The organism is Steroidobacter sp. (genome assembly GCF_036406195.1).
GTDB lineage: Bacteria > Pseudomonadota > Gammaproteobacteria > Steroidobacterales > Steroidobacteraceae > Steroidobacter.
The window spans coordinates 172,750-192,378 of record NZ_DASWVW010000001.1 but is presented as its reverse complement, the minus strand read 5'-3'; the positions used below and the strand labels follow the sequence as shown (position 1 = coordinate 192,378).

The following is a 19,629-nucleotide window of genomic DNA, read 5'->3' as shown; positions in this document are numbered from 1 at the left end:
GGGCGTTCAATAAACTTGCCGATAAACGTTCTCAAGACGCCTGCTCGCCGCTCGAGACAGGCTCGCTAGGGTGGGGCGTGCCACGACAGCAGCGTGGATACATCATGGGCAACCATGCTCCCAGAAGTATCGGCTGCGCTCTCCGGCACGTGGTTGGCATGATGGGGGCAAAATGAAGGCGAAAGAAATTTCGAGTCGCACGGGCGCTGCTTTTCTCCGCGTCGTGCTCGCGGCGACCACAGGTGGGCTGGCTTTGACTGTTACACCTGCATCGTTGGCTGAAACCGCGGCGCCGGATGTAGACAGCGCACTGTTGGAAGAAGTGGTGGTCACCGCGCAGAAGCGCAAGCAGACGTTGCTGGAGGTGCCGCAGTCGATCTCCGTCGTCGGCGGTGACTTGCTGGAGCGACAGCACGCGACGAGCTTTGCGGATTTTGCCGGGCTGGCGCCTGGCCTGAGCCTGCAGCAATCGAATCCTGGTGAATCGCGCATCATCTTGCGTGGTATCAACACCGGCGGAGCGAGCCCGACCGTGGGTATCTATATAGATGAGACGCCTTTCGGATCGAGCACCGGTCTGACGAATGGCGCAACGCTTGCGGCCGACATCGATCCGTTCGATCTGCAGCGTGTCGAAGTGCTACGCGGCCCGCAAGGCACCCTCTATGGTGCGAACTCACTCGGCGGCGTGCTGCGCTTCATCACTGCGCCCCCTGTGCTGGGAAAATATGAAGTTCGCGGTCAGGCGGGCGTCGAGACGATCGAGGGCGCCGGAGGCGTCGGTTCGTCGGTGAATGGTGTCCTCAACGTACCGCTGGGCGCTTCGCTCGCCGTCCGAGCGAGCGGGTTCTATCGGGAAACGCCGGGTTACATCGAGGCTTCGGGAACGCAACGAGCCCGGGACATCAATGATCTCAGCAGCAGCGGCGGCCGTTTCTCGTTGCTGGCCAGTCCGTTCGATGGACTTTCGGTTCGCCTGACTGCGCTGGCGCAGAACATCCACTCCGACGCGGGGCCAGCCTTCGATGCAGATCCGCTGACACTGGAGCCGGTGAGAGTCGATCCGATCACCGGAGATTCCATCAAAGGACTCACGCACGTTCAAACCCTGCCCGACGAGCAGGAAGTCGACTATCGCCTCTACAACGCAACCGTCGACTGGGACCTGGGTTTCGCCAATTTCACGTCGGTGACCAGCTATGGCGAGACCGTGCAGCAGGAGAACGTAGATGCCTCGTATGAGAACACGGAGCTGGGGCTGCTCGGCAACGTGACTTCATTGCTGTATGGAGTGTTCGCCGGGGTGACCGATCCGCTGGGCGCCACCCAGACCGCGCGGGTCAACCAGAGGAAGTTCACCCAGGAGTTTCGGCTGTCATCGCCCGACTCGGACAAGCTCGAATGGCTGTTCGGCGCTTACTACACCCGCGAGCCCGGCCGGATCACTCTTTCCTATGTGCCGTTCGACATCGCGTCTCATCGCTACATCGACCAGACCATCACCGTCGGGCCGCCCCTTTTCGAGCAGGCGGCTACGTTCGACCGCTTCATCGTCGCCAACGTGGATTCGAAGTACCGGGAGTATGCGGCCTTCGGTTCATTCACCTGGCACATCACGCCGCAGTTCGAAATTACCACCGGAGCCCGGTACAGCCATAACAACGTATCGACCGTGCAGACATTGGACGGCCTGTTGAGTTTCGGAACCTCGGTGTTGAGTGCCCGTTCCTCGGAGAACATCTCCACGTGGTCGGTCTCGCCGCTGTGGGAGGTGACCGATCGAGTCTCGCTGTATGCGCGTGTCGCGAAGGGCTATCGTCCCGGCGGTCCCAATGTGGTGCCGCCATCCGCGCCCGCGAACATTCCGAACCAGTTCGAATCCGATACGCTCATCAGCTACGAGGCCGGCATTCGTGGAGAAACGGAGGATCGGACGTTCTCCTACGACGCATCCATCTATTATCTCGATTGGCGCAACGTTCAGGTCGTCGTCACTTACGAGGATGACAATCTCGGCACGATCGACCTCGATGGCAACGGCGGCAAGGCTCGCAGCACCGGTGCGGAGTTGACGGCGGCGTGGCGGCCGACGCGAGGGCTCAACCTTCTCCTCAACGCGGCTTACAACGATGCGCAGTTGAAAGATGATCTGCCGCCGATCGGCGAACCGCCAGTGGTGCCAGGCATCGACGGCGATCAGTTGCCGTTTGCGCCGAAGTGGAGTGCGTCTGCATCGGCGGACTACGAATGGAACCTCGCGAGCAACGTCATGGCGTTCGTCGGTGCCAGCGTCCGCTGGGTGAGCGAGCAGAAGACCGACTTCGATCCGGCGTACCGGGCGGCGTTCGGGCGCAGGCTCGTCATCGACAGCTACGAGACGCTCGAGCTGCGAGCCGGTGTCGACTTCAACAGATTCATCCTGACTCTGTATGCCAAGAACGTCACCGACTCGGACGGCTTGATCGACGCCGGCGAATTCCAGACCCGGCCCGGCAATCTGGTCACGGCGTCGCGGATACAGCCACGCACCATCGGCGCAACGCTCGGCTTCTCGTTCTAGGGATTGCAGCGCCAGATGCAGTTCACTGCACGATCAGCGCGCGGGATGGTGGTTTCACCCCACCATCTCGCCAGCCAAGCCGGTCTGGATGTTCTCAAGGAAGGAGGCGATGCCGTCGAGGCGGCGGTTGCCGTCGCTGCCTGCCTCGCGGTTGTTTATCCGCACATGACCGGCATCGGCGGCGATGGTTTCTGGCTGATCGCCGAGCCCGATGGCCGAACGCGAGCGATCGATGCTTGCGGACGTTCGGCCCTGCGGGCGCAGTTACCGCTTTACCAGGGACTCGAGGAGATTCCCTGGCGCGGGCCGCTTGCCACCAACACGGTTGCAGGAACGATTTCAGGTTGGGCGGCTGCGCTTGAAACCTGCAGCGGCGGACTGCCACTCGGGCGTTTGCTGCGCGATGCAATCCATTACGCCGATGCGGGCACTTTCGTTACTCACAATTGGCAAGCCGCCGCTGTCACGAATGGAGTTCGAGGGCAACCCGGCGCCTACGCCGACATTTTCGAACCAAGCGCGCGTCCGGTACGTGAAGGCGATCGGGTAGTACAGCGAGCACTGGCGTCGACGTTGCAGCAATTGGCCGACGAGGGCCTCGACAGCTTCTATCGCGGCCGATTGGCGGAGACTATCGCGGCGGACCTCGCGATGCTCGGCAGTCCGCTGACGCTCGATGATTTTCATGAGCATGCGGCGATTCGCATGCGGCCCGAGCCGCTGTCGATTGCCCTTGCGGGGGTGCGCCTCTTCAACACAGCGCCGCCGACACAAGGTCTCGCTTCATTGCTGATCCTTGCACTTTTCGATCGGCTTGGCATCGACCAGCGCAATGCAGAGGGAGGTTTCGCGCACGTGCATGGCTTGGTTGAAGCGACCAAGCAGGCTTTCCTGGTTCGCGACGCGCACGTTGGCGATCCCGCCTGGATGACGTTGGATCCGCAGGCATTGTTGAATGATAGTGCCGCGCTCGATGCCATGGCGGCGCGCATCGATCTTCATCGGGCGCTGCCTTGGCCACAACCGCCTTCGGCTGGCGACACCACCTGGTTCGCTGCGATCGATGCCAAGGGCCGCGCGGCCAGTGTCATTCAAAGTCTCTATTTCGAATTCGGTTCGGGCGTCGTGCTGCCGCAAACCGGCATCGTCTGGCAGAACCGAGGCGCGAGCTTCCGGCTGGTCGAGGACGGATGGAATGCGCTGAAGCCGCGCCGCAAGCCATTTCATACATTGAATCCCGCGCTGGCTCGCTTCGATGACGGCCGGGTAATGGCCTACGGAACGATGGGTGGCGAAGGACAACCGCAGACTCAAGCAGCTGTGTTCACTCGCTACGCTCGCTTCGGCATGTCGCTCCAGCAAGCGGTAACCTCGCCGCGTTGGCTGCTCGGCCGCGCCTGGGGCGACCCGAGCACGACACTGAAGCTCGAAGACCGATTCGATCCGACGCTCTACGATGAATTGCGCGCGGCCGGACATTCAGTCGAGCTGGTCGCGCCGTTCGATATCAGGATGGGACATGCTGGCGCGATCGTCCGTCACGCCGACGGTGCGCTCGAGGGGGCGGTTGATCCGCGCAGTGATGGTGGAGTAGCCGCATGGTGAGGTTACCGTGATCACTGTACTGGCCAACGCCACGATCTTCGACGGCGACTCCGAAGAGCTCATTGAAAATGGCGCAGTGGTGATTGAAGGGGATCGTATTCGCGAGGTCGCAACCGGCGCGGTTCGGTTTAGCAACTCCCGCGTCATCGACTGTGGCGGCCGCTACCTCATGCCCGGTCTGATCGACTGTCATGTACATGCCTATTCGCCGACCTTCAATCTGCAGGTCGCGGATCACATGCCGGCATCGTTGCTCGCCGCGCACGCCACGAGATGGCTGCGGGGCGCGCTGCATCGTGGCTTCACGAGTGTGCGTGACGCAGGCGGCGGCGACATCGGACTCGCTCTGGCGATCGAGCAGGGTGTAATCGAAGGGCCGCGCTTCTTTTTCTCGGGCAAGGCGCTATCGCAGACTGGCGGCCACTCCGACAACCGAGCGGCCGATCATGTCGCCCAATGCGGTTGCGTGGGCTATGCGGGTGCGAACGGGTTGGTGGTCGACGGTGCAGATGCGATTCGATGGGTGGTGCGAGACGAGTTGCGCAGGGGTGCCACTCAGATCAAGCTCATGTTATCGGGCGGCGTGACATCGCCAACCGACCCGATGTGGATGCCGCAGTTCACTGACGAAGAAATATCGGCTGCGGTCAACGAAGCCGCTACGCGCCGCACATATGTGATGGCGCACGCACATACCGACGATGCCGCCCGGCGCTGCGCCACGCTGGGCATTCGCACCGTTGAGCATGGGACTGACATCGGCGAGCAAACGGCAGCTTTTCTCGCCGATTGCGGTACCTATGTCGTGCCGACGTTATCGGCCGGCGCGGTTCTTTCCCGACATGGAGCACGTGTTGGCCTGCCACCGGCCGGCGTGGAGAAATTGAGGGGCGTTACCGAGATCACCGCGCGCTCGATCGAGAATCTGACGCGGGCGGGCGTGAAGCTGGGCATGGGCACGGATCTGTTCGGGGACGAGTTTCATCACCTGCAAGGGGGCGAGTTGCAGCTGCGCGGCGAGATTTCATCGCCCATCGAAGTGCTGCGCTCGGCAACCTCCATCGGTGCGGAAATCCTGCAGAAGAGCGGCGAGCTCGGTTGTATCCGGCCCGGAGCGCTCGCCGACATCCTGGTTCTCCAAGGCGATCCGTTCGCGGATCTCGGCCTGTTCGCGAATCCAGAGACCAACATCCCGGTCATCATGAAGGGTGGCGAGATCGTGCGCTGCTCGCTGTGAGGAAACATGAGCGATCCATTGAAAGAACTGCTGGACAAACGCGCGCTGGACGAGCTGATCTATCGCACGATGCATGCACTGGACGCTCGCGACTGGCACGCCTATGGCACCTCGTTCGTGCAGGATGTCATCTTTGATTTTCGCGAGCACGGCGCCGCGCCGCCGGAGGCGCGCCAGCTCATTGTTGGGCTCGACACGATCATTGCCTTACAGAGAGCCGTGATCGAGGGCTTCGACACCGCCCAGCATCATGTGACCAACATGGTCCATGCGATTGATGGCGATCAGGCTACGACCGATTGTTACCTGTATGCGGAGCATTTTCTGAACACCGATCGCGGCGATCGCAGCGTTTCGCTGGGCGGCCGCTACCAGGTCAGCTCGCGCCGCTATCCGGAGGGTTGGAAGGTCCATCGCTGGCGCTTCCACAGCCCGTGGATGCGCGGCAATCCGATGCTCTATCAATTGGCGGTGGAGAAGACGTCGGCTCGTGGCCAATAGGCCAAGGCTCGAGGGCCGAGCTGGCGGCTCAGCGCTGCGCAGAATGTGAGCCGCCGCTGCGATAACGTCCGCAAGACACACCTCGGCGCTCGACCTATTGTTTGGTTTTTCCGATGTTTATGCGGCTACACAGCACGCCTGGCGCGTCACGGCAACGCGAGCTGTCAAGGCCGCCCGGCGGTTCGATAATGGACCGAAAGATCAGCTGCACGACCTGCGCGCGCCGCCCGAGTCGAGCTTGGAAGAGGGTAGATGAAGATGAATGGAACCGATGTAACCAGCGATGCGGATCTCGATGGGCTGTACGCGCGTCCTTCGGAAACCATCCTGAAAGCGATCGCGCAGCGCCTGCATCCTCACCATCGTGCCTACCTGGCGAAGGCGACTTTCTTTTCGTTCGCGACCGTAAGAGATGCAGGACTGGATGTGACGCCCAGGGGCGGGCCTGCCGGTTTCGTTCGTGTGCTCGACGAGCAGACGATCGCATTTGGCGATTGGCCCGGTAACAACCGCATCGAGTCGATGCGCAATCTGGTGCACGATCCGCGGGTGGCCATGTGCTTCATCTTTCCGGGCCTGGAGATATTTCTTCGCATCAACGGCACCGCACGCATCAGCACCGACCCGGCGCTACTGAGCAGCGTCGCCGAGGGTGGCCGACTGCCGAAGACCGCCATCGTGGTCTCGATCAAAGAATTGATTTTCCACTGCGGCAAAGCGGTCAACCGTGCCGCGCTTTGGAAGGTCGAGTCGCGCATCGACCGGAAAGAATTGCCCAGCGTGGGCGTCATCATGCGCGATCTCGCCGGCACGCCGCCGGACAGCGTGGCTGCCGTGGATGAGCATTACAACCATGGCGTCAAGAATGATCTGTATTGAGGAGGACGTCGCCGACCAAGGTCGCTCGCGGAGCGCGTCATGAACTGGTTGAAAACGGCCTTTCGCAAAGGCTCACCTGCGCGACTCGCCTTGCTGGTGTTGACCGTGCTGGGCGTCCTGGCGGTGCCGGCCATTGTTTTCGGCGAGCGCTTCGAGGAGGCGCTGGATGGTGCCAAGGCGCTGGAGTTCGTGCGTGCACAAGGAGCGTGGAGTGGCGTGGTGGGAGTCGGACTGATCGTTGCAGACCTGGTCATCCCACTGCCGTCGCCCGCGATCATGGCGGCGTTGGGTTTGATCTATGGTCCCCTGCTCGGCGGAGTGGTTGCCAGTCTGGGCAGCTTTCTCGCCGCGCTGGTGGGCTACACATTGTGCCGTCTCATCGGCCCGCGAGCGGCCTCATGGATCACCGGGCCCAGGCAGATCGAATTGCTGAGCGAGTTTTTCGCACGCAGAGGGATGTGGGCGATCGCCGTGTCGCGCTTCATTCCGGCGGTGCCGGAGATTCTCGCGTGCCTTGCGGGGCTCACGCGCATGCCGTTCAAGAGCTTTGCAGCCGGCAACTTGATCGGCAGCGTCCTCGTCGGATTTCTCAATGCTTACTTCGGCGCGCGTGGCGAAACCGATCCGGCCAGCACCGTGGCGGTGGTGATAGTGGCGCCATACATCGCGTTGCCCATATTCCTCCTGGTGTTGGCGCGCGGCCGAAAAGGAAAACAGCAAGCAGACAGTCATAGTGGGGAGGTGTCATGAGCTTGTCCAACCCGGCGCGCGAGAATTTCCGGACGGCCAGAGATGAACTGTTGGCGCTGCGCGCCGACTACGATCGCGCGGTGGCGACTTTTCGGTGGCCGCAGGTCGATCGCTTCAACTGGGCCTTGGACTGGTTCGACGCGGAACTTGCGCAGGGCTCGTCAGCGAACAAGACGGCACTGCGCATTGTGGGGGACGCTGCTGCCAACCGTACGTTCGCCGAGCTTTCCCGTTCCTCGAACAGCGTGGCCAATGGGCTGCGCAAGCTGGGCGTCAAACGCGGCGATCGAATTCTCCTGATGCTGAGCAATCGCGTCAGTCTCTGGGAGACATTGCTGGCCGCGATGAAGCTCGGCGCGATCACGATTCCGACCACGACCCTCAGTACGCCGGAGGACGTGCGCATGCGCGTGGCGCAAGCTGGTGCGAGCCATGTCGTGACGTCCGACGACTGCGTCGAGAAGCTGGCGCTAATACCGAACGATGTCGTCAGGATCGTCACCGGCGCCGCGACGCCAGGCGCCGTCGCATTCGAGAACCTTCTAGAGGAAAGCGCCGCATTTTCTCCAGACGCGGACACCAGCGCTGACGAGCCGATCCTCCTTTACTTCACATCAGGCACGACTGCACGGCCGAAGCTCGTCGTTCACACGCATCGCACTTATGGCATCGGCAGTCTTTCGACGATGTATTGGCTGGGGCTGCAGCCGGCAGATGTGCATCTGAACGTGTCCTCGCCAGGTTGGGCCAAGCACGCCTGGAGTTGTTTCTTTACGCCCTGGGTGGCGGGCGCCACGGTGTTCATCGCCAACCAGCCGCGCTTCAATGCAAGAGCGCTGCTCGATACGCTCGTTGCGGAGAAAGTCACATCGATCTGTGCGCCGCCCACGGTCTGGCGAATGCTCATCCAGGAGGATCTCAATCGCTACCCCGTGGCGCTCACGAATGCCTGCGCGGCGGGGGAGCCCCTGAATCCGGAAGTCGTGAGCGTAGTCCAGGAGGCTTGGGGGCTCACCATTCGCGATGGGTTTGGACAGACCGAGACGACGGCGCTCATCGGCAACTCGCCAGGCCAGCGAGTCAAACCGGGATCGGTCGGCAGGCCGCTGCCGGGTTACGACATCGTGCTGCTCGATGCGGACGGAGCCGAAGCTTCCGAAGGAGAGATTGCGGTCAAGCTTGCACGCCGGCCCGCCGGGTTGATGGCCGGCTATATCAACGACTCCACGCTGCAGCGGCCGGACGGTGCCTACTATCGAACGGGCGATATCGCCTCGCGCGATGAGGATGGCTGGATCACTTACGTCGGCAGAGCCGACGATGTCTTCAAGTCCTCCGACTACAGGATCAGTCCGTTCGAGCTGGAGAGTGTCCTGATCGAACATCCGTTGATTCTCGAAGCGGCGGTCGTTCCGACGCCGGATCCGATGAAGCTCACGCTGCCCAAGGCATTCATTGCTCTGGTGGAGAATGTGCGCCCGGACGAGGCTACGGCCCTCGACATCTTCCGGCACATCGCCACGGCACTGCCTCCATACAAGCGCATACGCCGCATCGAGTTCGCCACGCTGCCCAAGACCATCTCTGGGAAGATCCGGCGGGTGGAGCTGAAGAAGCTGGAGATCGAGCGTTACGCATCGGGCAACACGGCGGACTGCACCGAGTTTCGCTGGGAAGATTTTGCCGAGTTGAAGACCCATGCTCACGTCGACGGGAGATCCCCATGAAACTCTACGGCAACACGGTTGGGTCGAACTGCCGCCGGGTGACCATCTACCTCGCCGAGAAGGGCTTGCGCGTCGAGCTCGTCGAGGTCGACGTAGCTTCGGGTGCGCATAGAACCGCGGAATTTCGCGGCAAGAATCCAGCGGGACTGATCCCGGTGCTGGAGCTGGATGACGGCAGCTACATTCCGGAGTCCTCCGCGATCGTCGAGTACCTGGAAGATATCCATCCAGAGCCTTCGATGATTGGTACGACGCCGCAGATGCGCGGCAAGGTTCGCGCACTGGAGCGCATCGCCAGCGACCTGGCCATCGTCTCGGGCATCATGCTGCAGCACTCTCACCCGCGCTTTGCCAGTCATATCAAACAAGTACCAGCGGTGGCCGACGCCATGCGCCTCAATGTGAATCAGCAACTGGCGGTTCTGGAGGCGCATATCGGCGCGAAGCCGTTCCTGGCGGGCGAGCAGCCCACCATTGCGGATATCACTTTGTTCTCTTTCACCCAGGCATTCAAAGTGCGGATGAGCACCGATCTCACCGACGGCTACCCGCGCCTGTCTGCCTGGTACGAGCGGTTCGAGCAGCGGCCAAGCGCCGCGTTCTAGCCAGCCAGACAGCATCGAACATGAAACCAACGATTCCGGAGCGCGATCATGACGGTAGGGGAGACCATGAATAAGAGCGAAGTGCCAGCGCTGCTGCGTGGCAAGCGGATTGCCATTGCTGGCGCGGGGCCTTGCGGCCTGACACTGGCGCGGCTGTTGCAGTTGAAGGGTGCGGACGTGCGTGTCTTCGAGGTGGAGTCGTCGACGTCGGTGCGCAATCAAGGAGGCTCGCTCGATCTGCACGAGGAGTCCGGGCAGCTCGCGCTGCGCAGGGCGGGCCTGTACGAGAAGTTTCTTGCTGCGTGCCGTCCCGAAGGCCAGGCCATCCGGGTGGTCGACAAACACGGCAAGATGTTCGTCGACCTGCGGCCGCAGGATGATGCGCAGAGCCGTCCCGAGATCGATCGCGGACAGCTGCGGGGCTTGCTGATCGATTCGCTGGCTCCCGACACGATCACCTGGGGACGGCAGATCGAAAGCGTGGAGCGGACCGAGCTGGGTAAGCTTCGCTTGAACTTCGCCGGTGGGCAGCAAACGGAGACGGATCTGCTGTTCGGCTGCGACGGCGCCTGGTCGAGGGTACGCCCGTTCGTGACCACGACCCGGCCCTACTATTGCGGCATGACCATCGTCGAAGTCTGGATCAAGTCGGTGGATACCCGCCATCCAGACCTGGCCGAGCTGGTCGGCCCCGGCATTTTCCTGGCGACCAGCGACAACAAGGCGTTGATCGCCCAGCGCAACGGCGATGGCAACATTCGAGTGTACGTGGCCTTCCGCGTGCCGGAGGACTGGACGCAGCGCTCGGGCATTTGCTTCGATCAACTCGATTCGGCGCGCCAGGGGCTGCTGAAGATGTTCGAAGGTTGGGCGCCGCACCTGTGCGAGATGTTCAGGGCGGCGGACGTTTTCATTCCTCGCTCGCTCTATACGCATCCACCCAGGCAGGCGGCGTGGCTCGGGCGGGAGAACGTGACCTTGCTTGGGGATGCCGCGCACGTGATGCCGTTCTTTACCGGCAAGGGCGTCAATCTCGCCATGCTGGACGCGCTCGAGCTCGCCGAGAATCTGACATCCGGCCAGTTCTCCGATGTCAACGAGGCTCTGCGTGCGTACGAGACTCGCATGCTCGACCGCATGGCCGCGGCGATCTCCGAAACGCTTGCCGACGGAGATGTATTCATCTCGAACATTGCGCCAGCGGGCATCCCGGAACTGTTCCGTCGCCGGTTGGCGGCGAGCAAGGAGCAGGCGGCGCAGCGCGCGTAAGCCGGGCACATGCATGAGCGCATCTGAGTCGTCGTGTGACGTCACATATAAAGAGGGCGTCACCTACTGCGATCGTGGCGGAACCCAGCTGAAGGGCGATCTTTATTTGCCCGAGGGCAGGGGACCGTTCCCGATCTTGATCGGCGTGCCGGGCGGCGGTTGGCGCATCTGCGTGCGCGCCGCTCTTCGTCACTGGGGCGCTTATCTCGCAGCCCACGGATATGGCCTGTTCGTCGTCGACTATCGGCTCGCGACCAGTGCACGCAAAGCATTCCCGGAGGCGGTTCAGGATGTGCTCGCAGCAGTTCGCTTCGTTCGCAGTTCGGCAGACCAACTGTCGATCGATCCCACGCGCATCGGCCTTCTCGGAGCGTCTGCCGGAGCACATCTTGCGTCGCTGGCAGCCTTGGGCAGTGGCTCGCCGGTGTTCGAGGAAATGCACAACGAGGCGATTGCTGCCAGCCCCGCTCACGTGAAGGCACTGGTCGCAGTTTGCGGTGTATATGACCTGTTCCGTCATTGGCAGGACGATTTGGGCCGCAACCCGGACCCGCAGTCGAATATCGCCCGGGACCTCATCGGCGCGGACCCGTATGAGAACCAGCAAGCGTTCTTCGACGCATCGCCCTTGCGGCATCTGTCGTACAGAAACGCGATGCCAGTGCTTGTGAGCTGGAGTACGTCGGACGACGTTGTCGATCCTGCGCAGTCCGAATCTTTCGTGCGGGCCTTGCAGCAAGCTCGCTTCAACGTGCGCACGCATAGAGCACTCGGCGCTTCACATTTCTGGTTTGGCGAGCCGGTGCAGGACAAAACCACCGTGGCCGCGAGCTTCGCGCCGCGCCTGGTGGAATTTCTCGATATGGCTCTGTGAGCGCTGAGAGTTCTTTCATCATGGACATTGCATGCCGAAACTAATCGTTGTCGATCGCTCGGGCGCGGAGAAGGAAGTCGATGCAACCGCAGGCTTGTCAGTGATGGAGAACATCCGCGATGCTGGTTTCGACGAGGTGCTCGCGGTGTGCGGCGGCTGCTGTTCGTGCGCCACTTGCCATGTGATCGTCGACGATGACTGGAGCAGCCAGGTGGGTGCCCCGGGAGAAGAGGAGGACGCACTGCTGGAGGGCTCGAATCACCGCACGGCTACGTCCCGCCTTTCTTGTCAGATCCAGATGAGCGACAGGCTCGAAGGCCTGCGCGTCACCATTGCGCCGGAAGATTGAGCGGCTCGCTCAGGTTGCTCCCTTTGCGGCCAGGTAACCAAACACGGCCGATTCGATGGAGCGCGTCAGGGCGGGTGCGTCGATCTCGCCTCGGCGGCTGCTGGCGTAATCCAACGCCTTCGCAATTTCTATTACGTCGACGGCCGCCGTCTCGGAGTCCGCCGCCGACAGGTGGTAGTTCTCCCGAAGAAATGCCGCGAGCGAATCACGAATGACCTTGGCGGCACGGTACGCCGGCATGAGCGGCGCCAGGCGAAACTCCTCGAAATCCAGCATCCTGGCCAACTGAGGACGGCGCACCTGATTGCGAACGGCAGCTCGAATGGTTTCCTGCAACGCGCGCCGGGGCGGCGACAGGGTGAGCGCCGCCTGGATCTCCTCGACCATGCCTTCCATTTCGCGCTCGATGAGCGCGATGGTGACTGCATCCTTGTTCGGAAAGTATTGGTAGAGCGAGCCGATGCTGACCCCGGCGCGCTCGGCAATCTCGTTGGTCGTGTATCCGTCCAGGCCCTGGCGTTCGAGGATGGTGGCCGCGGCTTCGAGGATCACGTTTACGGTCGCCGCCGCTCGCGATTGAGCGGGCATCTTTCTCGGACTAAGCCGCCGAGCTGTGGCCTTCTCGCTGGTGGCTGCTTTCATATGAGCAAATACTCATATAGTTGTCGAACCCCGTCAACCCGGGCGTTCGACGACATGCAGCGCTGTTCAGATCGGCAATGCGCTCGTGTTCTTGATCTCTCGCAATGCAAAGGTGGAGTGCACCTGATTGACATTGGGCAACTGCGTGATGCGTTCCTTCAGGAAGCGCTCGTAGGCGGCGACATCGGCCACTACCACTTGGATCAGGTAATCCGACATCCCCGTGATCGAATAGCAGCCGACGATTTCCGGCTCGCTTTGCACCGCGCGTTCGAACGAGGCGAGGGCGGCCTTCTTGTGCGAGAGCATGGTGATCTGCGCGAACACGCTCACCGGCAGGCCGACCTTCGCCGGATCGAGGATGGCGACGCGTTCGCGAATCACGCCCGACTGCTGCAGGCGCTGAATGCGCCGCCAGCACGGAGTGTGAGACAGGCCGACCTGCTCGCTGATCTGCACTACGCCGAGATCGGCCGACTGCTGCAGCAGGCGCAGGATTTTCAAGTCGATGGTGTCGAGCGTGCTCATGGCGTGGGGAAATAATTTCCAGAAATGGCGGTTCAACAGGAATCGTATCCTAAGACGAGCGGGTCCAGTGAGTGAAATTAGGTCGAACGTCCGCCCGAGCCGGTGCGACGATTGAAGACCAGCCAGCACAAGTGGAATGGGGAGCTCATGTCCAACGCCGCGAAGTTGAGTCTGCACATTCCGGCGCCGCGTTCGCGGCCTGGCGAGCCCGTGAGTTTCGATCATCTGAGGATTCCGCCCGCGGGCGCGCTGCGTCGACCGGACGTCACTGCACCCGAAGATCAGCTGCGTGATCTGCCGTTTGGATTGATCCGAGTCCTCGATGAGGAGGGCCGGGTGGTCGGTCCCTGGGATTGCGGCCTCAGTCCTGACCATCTGCGCCGAGGCCTGCGTGCGATGCTGCTCACCCGCATCTTCGACGACCGGCTGTTCCGGGCGCACCGCCAGGGCAAGACCACCTTTTATATGAAGTCGACCGGGGAGGAAGCGATCGGCGCGGCGCAGTCGCTGGCCTTGGGCTGCGGCGATATGTGCTTTCCCACCTATCGTGTTCTGAGCTGGTTGATGGCGCGCGACTACCCGTTGCTCGACCTGGTGAACCAGATCTTCTCGAACGCCGCCGATCCGCTGAAGGGCAAGCAACTGCCCATCCTGTATTCAGCACGAGCCTACGGCTTCTATTCGCTGTCAGGAAATGTCGGCACTCGCATCGGGCACGCGGTCGGCTGGGCGATGGCTTCCGCATACAAGGAGAACGACAAGATCGCCTTGGGCTACGTGGGCGAGGGCACCACCGCCGAGGGCGATTTTCACGAAGCCCTGACCTTCGCTTCGGTTTATCGCGCGCCCGTCATCCTGGCGGTCTCGAACAATCAATGGGCCATCTCGAGTTTTCATGGCATTGCCGGCGGCGAGCAGACGACGTTCGCGGCCAAGGCGATCGGCTATGGCATACCCGGGCTACGTGTGGACGGTAACGACTTTCTCGCCGTGCATGCTGCCACCGATTGGGCCGCGCAGCGCGCGAGGTCCAACTGTGGCCCGACGCTCATCGAGCTGTTCACCTATCGGGCGGCGGCGCATTCCACCAGCGATGATCCGACCAAGTATCGCCCTGGCGACGAGGCCGCGGCCTGGCCGCTCGGCGATCCCATCGAACGGCTCAAGCGACATTTGATCTCGATCGGAGAATGGTCCGAGCAGCGCCACGACGCACTGGTTGCAGAGCTCAGCCAGGCGGTGCGCGATGCCTGCAAGCAAGCCGAAGCCATCGGGACGTTCGGCAAGTCCCGGCCGAGCGCGCGCGAGATGTTCGAGGGTGTCTACAAAGAGCCCGACTGGCGTCTCATCGAACAGCGGCGCGAGCTGGGAGTCTGATCATGGCGACGATGAACATGGTGCAGGCGCTGAACGCGGCGCTCGACCTGGCCTTGCAACGCGATCCCGACACGCTGATCTTCGGCCAGGATGTCGGCTATTTCGGCGGCGTCTTCCGCGTGACCGACAAGTTGCAACAGAAGCACGGCGCGAAGCGGTGCTTCGATGCGCCGATCGCCGAAAGCGGCATCATCGCCACGGCCATCGGGATGGGCGCGTATGGCTTGCGCCCTATCGTAGAAATCCAGTTTGCCGACTACATCCTGCCGGCCTTCGACCAACTGGTTTCGGAGGCCGCTCGTCTGCGTTATCGCTCGGCAGGCGAGTTCTGGGCGCCTATCACCGTTCGCACGCCTTATGGCGGCGGCATCTACGGTGGGCAGACTCACAGCCAGAGTCCGGAAGCGATCTTTGCGCACGTGTCCGGATTGAAAACAGTCATTCCCTCCAATCCGCGAGATGCCAAGGGCTTGCTGCTAGCAGCGATCGAGGACGATGACCCGGTGATCGTGCTGGAGCCCAAGCGGCTCTACAACGGTCCGTTCGACGGGCGGCACGGGCAAACGTTGAAAGCCTGGTCCGATCATCCGCTCGGCGAAGTTCCAGAGGGTTACTACACCGTGCCGCTCGGCAAGGCGGATATCGTGCGGCCAGGCTCCGCCGTCACGGTGCTGGCGTACGGCACCATGGTTCATGTCGCGCTGGCGGCGATCGAGGACAGTGGCATCGACGCCGAGTTGATCGATCTGCGCAGTATCGTGCCGCTGGATATCGAAACGATCGTTGCCTCCGTGCGGCGCACCGGCCGTTGCGTCATCGTTCACGAAGCATCGCGCTTCGGCGGTTTCGGTGGCGAGCTTTCGGCACTGGTCCAGGAGCGATGCTTTCACTATCTGCGTGCTCCGATCGAACGCGTCGCGGGTTGGGATACACCGTATCCGCATGCGTTCGAGTGGGACTACTTTCCCGGCCCGGCGCGCGTTCTCGCAGCGCTGCAACGTTCGATGGAGCCTTGAGCATGGCGCGTTTCCTGTTTCGTCTTCCGGATATCGGCGAAGGCATCACGCAGGCCGAGATCGTCACGTGGCACGTGAAGGCGGGCCAGCGCATCGCGGAGGATCAGTCGCTGCTCGATGTGATGACCGACAAGGCCACCGTGGAAATGACCTCGCCGGTGGCTGGTGTCGTCGTGGCCACGCATGGTGAGCCGGGCGAGCTTGTTGCGGTGGGTGCAACACTGGTGGAGTTTGAAGTCGAGGGCGAGGGTGAGCAGAGCGCGCCGGTGCAGCCGGAGACACCGAAGGTTGCAGCATCGAAGCCTGCTGAAGCGAAAGCTCCAGTCGCCGCGCCCGTTGATGTTCCGAAGCGCGAGAAACCTGCTCGATCCACTGAGTCGCGGCCGCATCCAGCGACCGCAACAGCGACGCCGCTTGCATCACCGGCTGTTCGTCGGCGTGCTTACGAGCTGGGCATTCCACTGCAGTTTGTCACCGGTACGGCAGCGGCCGGCCGGATCACCGAGCAGGACCTGCAGGACTATATCGATCGTGGCAGCTCCGTGCCGGCCACCGATCGTCGCTACGAGAAGCGCACGGGCGTTCGCGACACTAAGTTGATCGGCCTGCGACGTCGGATTGCCGAGAAGATGCAGGAGTCCAAGCGACGCATTCCGCACTTCGGGTATGTCGAAGAATTCGACATGACTGAGCTGGAGGCACTGCGTAAAGAGTTGAACGAGCAGCGCGATGAGAGTCGGCCGAAGCTCACGCTGCTGCCGTTCTTCATGCGCGCCGTCGTCGCCCTCGTGCCCGAGTTCCCGAACTTCAACGCTCGCTATGACGACGAGGCGGGCGTCTTGCAGACTCATGACGGTGTGCACATCGGCATCGCCACTCAATCGAGCCAGGGATTGATGGTTCCCGTCGTGCGTCACGCTGAAGCGCGCGATCTTTGGGATTGCGCGCGGGAGCTGGCGCGAGTGACATCGGCCGCGCGTAACGGCACCGCGACTCGCGATGAGCTGAGCGGTTCCACGATAACGCTTACCAGTCTCGGTGCTTTGGGCGGAATCTCGGCCACACCCGTCATCAATCATCCGGAGGTGGCGATCATCGGGCCGAACAAGCTGGTCGAGCGGCCGGTGGTCAGGAACGGGCGGCTGGAGTTCCGCCTGCTCATGAATGTCTCCTGCGCGTTCGATCATCGAATCATCGATGGTCACGAGGCGGCTCGCTTCGTGCAACGCATGCGGCGGCTCATCGAGCGGCCGGTACATTTGTTCGTGGATTGATGAGCATGACGCGAAAGCTGAATACCAAAGTGCTGGTCGTGGGCGCGGGTCCGGGCGGCTATGTCGCGGCGATTCGCTGTGGACAGCTCGGCCTCGACACCGTGCTGGTGGAAGGCGACCGCTTGGGCGGCACTTGCCTGATCCGCGGATGCATTCCCTCCAAGGCGATCATTCACGCCGCCGGGCAGTTCGAGGCCATGACGGCTGCGGCAAAGGCGCCGCGCTTCGGGATCTCGCTGGAAACATCTCCCAAGCTGGACATCGCCGCCACCGTGCGTTGGAAAGATTCGATTGTGGATCGCTTGAATGGCGGTGTCCGGGCGCTGCTGACTCGTGCCAGGGTTCGGGTCATCGAAGGCTGGGCCAGGTTCTCGGATGCCAAGACCTGCCGCGTGCAGACCGGCGAAGGGGAGATGGAGATCTCGGCCGAACACGTGATCCTTGCGACCGGCTCGGTCGCCACGCCGTTGCCGACACTACCGTTCGGCGGTCCGGTGATCTCTTCCACCGAGGCGTTGGCGCTCCAAGAATTGCCACGGCGGCTGTTGATCGTCGGCGCGGGCTACATCGGACTCGAACTGGGTACCGCGCTACGCAAGCTCGGATCGCAAGTGGCCATCGTGGAAGCGCAATCGCAGATTCTGCCGACTTATGACGCCAAGTTGGTCGAGCCCGTGCGGCGCTGGTTGGAACGCAATGATGTGAAACTGTACCTGGATGCCAAGGTACTCGGACTGAGCAGCACGGGCGCCGTGCAGGTGCAAACCAAGAGCGGAGAGACGCTCGATCTGCAGGCCGATCGTGTGTTGGTGACGATCGGGCGCAAGCCGTGTACCGAGGGCTGGGGGCTCGAAGAAATGGCGCTCGCCATGAACGGCCGTTTCGTGCGCGTGGACGAGCGTTGCGCCACCTCCACCCGAAATGTGTGGGCCATTGGCGATCTGGTCGGGGAACCGATGCTGGCGCACAAGGCTTCCGCGCAGGGCGAAATGGTTGCGGAGATCATCGCCGGCAAGCGCCGCCGCTTCGATCCGGTCGCCATTCCTGCCGTCTGCTTCACCGATCCGGAGATCGTCACGGTCGGACCCTCGTTGCGCGAGATCAGCGACACAGAAACGAGCGTCTCGGTCTTTCCGTTCAAGGCCAATGGCCGTGCGTTGACGCTCGATGCGGGTGAGCACGGCGGCTTCGTTCGTGTGATCGCCCGCAAGGACGATCATCGATTGATCGCCATTCATGCGGTCGGCGATCACGTTGCCGAGCTCTCGGGCGAGTTCACCCAAGCCATCGAGCAGGGGGCGGTGCTGGAAGACATCGCCGGAACGATTCATGCCCATCCGACGCTGAGTGAAGCTTTTCACGAGGCCGCGCTGCTAGGATTGGGGCACGCGATCCACATTTGAGCGCGTCGAGTCGCAAAGTCACTGAACGCCGGGGGCCAAAACATGATCGTTCTACATCACTGTGTCAGCGCGCGTTCCTTCCGGCCGTTGTGGACATTGGAGGAGTTGGGCCTGGAGTACGAGCTGCGGATGCTGCCGTTCCCGCCTCGCGTGCATCAAAAGGGCTATCTGGAAACCAATCCGCTCGGCACCATCCCGGCGCTGCGCGACGAGCATGTTTTCATGACCGAGTCGGCCGCCATCTGCCACTATCTCGTTGCGCACTATGGGCCGACGCCTCTGGAGGTGAAGGCCACCGAAGCGGATTTCGGCGCCTTCCTGAACTGGCTGCACTTCGGCGAGGCGACGCTTACTTTCCCCCAGACGCTCGTTCTTCGCTACAGCCGGTTCGAGCCACCCGAGCGGCGTGCGCCGCAGGTGGTGGAGGATTACACCCGTTGGTTTCTTGCCCGGCTGCGCGCTGTCGAGGCTGCTGTAGCTTCACAACCGTATCTATGTGCCGGGCGCTTCACCGCAGCCGACATATCTGTTGGATATGCGTTGCTGCTCGCCTCGCATCTGGATCTCTCCGAGCGATTCCCGCCTGCTGTGCGCGCGTACTGGAACCGGCTGCAGGAACGTCCGGCGTTTCTGCGAGCGCTCGAACGTGAGCATTCGGAGGCACTGGCGCAGAACGTCTCGACTGTTCCGGCATCGCGCACGACGATCTAGAACTGCTATGGTGAGTGTTCCGATCTCTGTCAATCGGGCGACATATAAACAATAGTGTATTGTTTGACAGCGCGGATTTCGCCGTCGCAACATCGATCGTGCAATGGAAAGCACGGGGTTGGCAGTTCTTGCACGGCCCATGTCAGCGCTACGAGATTGCTGAACGACTAGAACCGCGGCGCCTTGCCGCACGAACCCAGGGAGGGGAACATGAACAGGTTCCTGTTCAGGTTTTCTCAGGTATTGGTGCTTGTAACATCGGCACTCGGTGCGGCAAGCATCGTTGCCCAGGAAAGCACCACCAAGCCTGTCTCCGCCGAAC

At 62.2% G+C, this 19,629-nt stretch carries 18 protein-coding genes; 16 read left to right on the top strand and 2 right to left on the bottom strand.

The features are described from left to right. Positions 1-172 precede the first annotated feature (172 nt). From VGE08_RS00785 to VGE08_RS00735, 11 genes are all read left to right on the top strand, one after another. Complete coding sequence (locus VGE08_RS00785; RefSeq protein WP_331065938.1) at positions 173-2,560, top strand: TonB-dependent receptor; 2,388 nt, start codon at positions 173-175, stop codon at positions 2,558-2,560. Between the two features lie 15 nt (positions 2,561-2,575). Further along, positions 2,576-4,165: a gamma-glutamyltransferase family protein gene (locus tag VGE08_RS00780; protein WP_349258580.1), complete on the top strand. Its 1,590-nt coding sequence runs from the start codon at positions 2,576-2,578 to the stop codon at positions 4,163-4,165. A gap of 7 nt (positions 4,166-4,172) precedes the next feature. Beyond that, entirely contained in the window at positions 4,173-5,402 is a 1,230-nt protein-coding gene (locus tag VGE08_RS00775) for an amidohydrolase family protein (RefSeq protein ID WP_331065936.1), read from the top strand. Between the two features lie 6 nt (positions 5,403-5,408). After that, positions 5,409-5,903, top strand: a complete 495-nt coding sequence (locus tag VGE08_RS00770) for a nuclear transport factor 2 family protein (RefSeq protein ID WP_331065935.1) — start codon at positions 5,409-5,411, stop codon at positions 5,901-5,903. A gap of 258 nt (positions 5,904-6,161) precedes the next feature. Next, positions 6,162-6,782, top strand: a complete 621-nt coding sequence (locus VGE08_RS00765; RefSeq protein WP_414717437.1) for an MSMEG_1061 family FMN-dependent PPOX-type flavoprotein — start codon at positions 6,162-6,164, stop codon at positions 6,780-6,782. 39 nt (positions 6,783-6,821) lie between these two features. Continuing rightward, positions 6,822-7,532 (top strand): VTT domain-containing protein, encoded by a 711-nt coding sequence (locus VGE08_RS00760; protein ID WP_331065933.1) that lies wholly within the window; start codon positions 6,822-6,824, stop codon positions 7,530-7,532. Beyond that, positions 7,529-9,259 carry an AMP-binding protein gene (locus VGE08_RS00755; RefSeq protein ID WP_331065932.1) on the top strand — a complete coding sequence of 577 codons (1,731 nt, stop codon included), beginning with the start codon at positions 7,529-7,531 and terminating at the stop codon, positions 9,257-9,259. Before VGE08_RS00760 ends, VGE08_RS00755 begins: the two co-directional genes overlap by 4 nt. Continuing rightward, complete coding sequence (locus tag VGE08_RS00750) at positions 9,256-9,864, top strand: glutathione S-transferase family protein (protein WP_331065931.1); 609 nt, start codon at positions 9,256-9,258, stop codon at positions 9,862-9,864. Before VGE08_RS00755 ends, VGE08_RS00750 begins: the two co-directional genes overlap by 4 nt. Before the next feature lie 66 nt (positions 9,865-9,930). Next, positions 9,931-11,133, top strand: coding sequence for an NAD(P)/FAD-dependent oxidoreductase (locus VGE08_RS00745; RefSeq protein WP_331065930.1), 1,203 nt, complete (start codon positions 9,931-9,933; stop codon positions 11,131-11,133). Between the two features lie 13 nt (positions 11,134-11,146). Next, positions 11,147-12,007, top strand: coding sequence for an alpha/beta hydrolase (locus VGE08_RS00740; protein ID WP_331065929.1), 861 nt, complete (start codon positions 11,147-11,149; stop codon positions 12,005-12,007). 31 nt (positions 12,008-12,038) lie between these two features. Next, entirely contained in the window at positions 12,039-12,356 is a 318-nt protein-coding gene (locus VGE08_RS00735; RefSeq protein WP_331065928.1) for a 2Fe-2S iron-sulfur cluster-binding protein, read from the top strand. Positions 12,357-12,365: 9 nt separating this feature from the next. On the opposite strand, the gene VGE08_RS00730 is transcribed toward VGE08_RS00735, so the two are convergent. Both VGE08_RS00730 and VGE08_RS00725 read right to left on the bottom strand, forming a co-directional pair. After that, complete coding sequence (locus tag VGE08_RS00730) at positions 12,366-12,944, bottom strand: TetR/AcrR family transcriptional regulator (protein WP_331065927.1); 579 nt, start codon at positions 12,942-12,944, stop codon at positions 12,366-12,368. Positions 12,945-13,064: 120 nt separating this feature from the next. Continuing rightward, positions 13,065-13,526, bottom strand: coding sequence for an Lrp/AsnC family transcriptional regulator (locus tag VGE08_RS00725; RefSeq protein WP_331065926.1), 462 nt, complete (start codon positions 13,524-13,526; stop codon positions 13,065-13,067). A 147-nt stretch (positions 13,527-13,673) separates the two neighbouring features. On the opposite strand from VGE08_RS00725, the gene VGE08_RS00720 reads away from it, so the two are divergent. From VGE08_RS00720 to VGE08_RS00700, 5 genes are read left to right on the top strand one after another with little or no spacing between them, the layout of a single operon-like run. Beyond that, positions 13,674-14,903, top strand: a complete 1,230-nt coding sequence (locus VGE08_RS00720; RefSeq protein ID WP_331065925.1) for a thiamine pyrophosphate-dependent enzyme — start codon at positions 13,674-13,676, stop codon at positions 14,901-14,903. A gap of 2 nt (positions 14,904-14,905) precedes the next feature. Next, a complete protein-coding gene (locus VGE08_RS00715) occupies positions 14,906-15,919 on the top strand; it encodes an alpha-ketoacid dehydrogenase subunit beta (RefSeq protein WP_331065924.1) in 1,014 nt (337 codons plus the stop codon). Between the two features lie 2 nt (positions 15,920-15,921). Beyond that, complete coding sequence (locus VGE08_RS00710; protein ID WP_331065923.1) at positions 15,922-17,193, top strand: dihydrolipoamide acetyltransferase family protein; 1,272 nt, start codon at positions 15,922-15,924, stop codon at positions 17,191-17,193. Positions 17,194-17,198: 5 nt separating this feature from the next. Further along, positions 17,199-18,596, top strand: coding sequence for a dihydrolipoyl dehydrogenase (lpdA, locus tag VGE08_RS00705; RefSeq protein ID WP_331065922.1), 1,398 nt, complete (start codon positions 17,199-17,201; stop codon positions 18,594-18,596). 42 nt (positions 18,597-18,638) lie between these two features. Then, positions 18,639-19,307: a glutathione S-transferase family protein gene (locus VGE08_RS00700; RefSeq protein WP_331065921.1), complete on the top strand. Its 669-nt coding sequence runs from the start codon at positions 18,639-18,641 to the stop codon at positions 19,305-19,307. Positions 19,308-19,629: the final 322 nt, after the last annotated feature.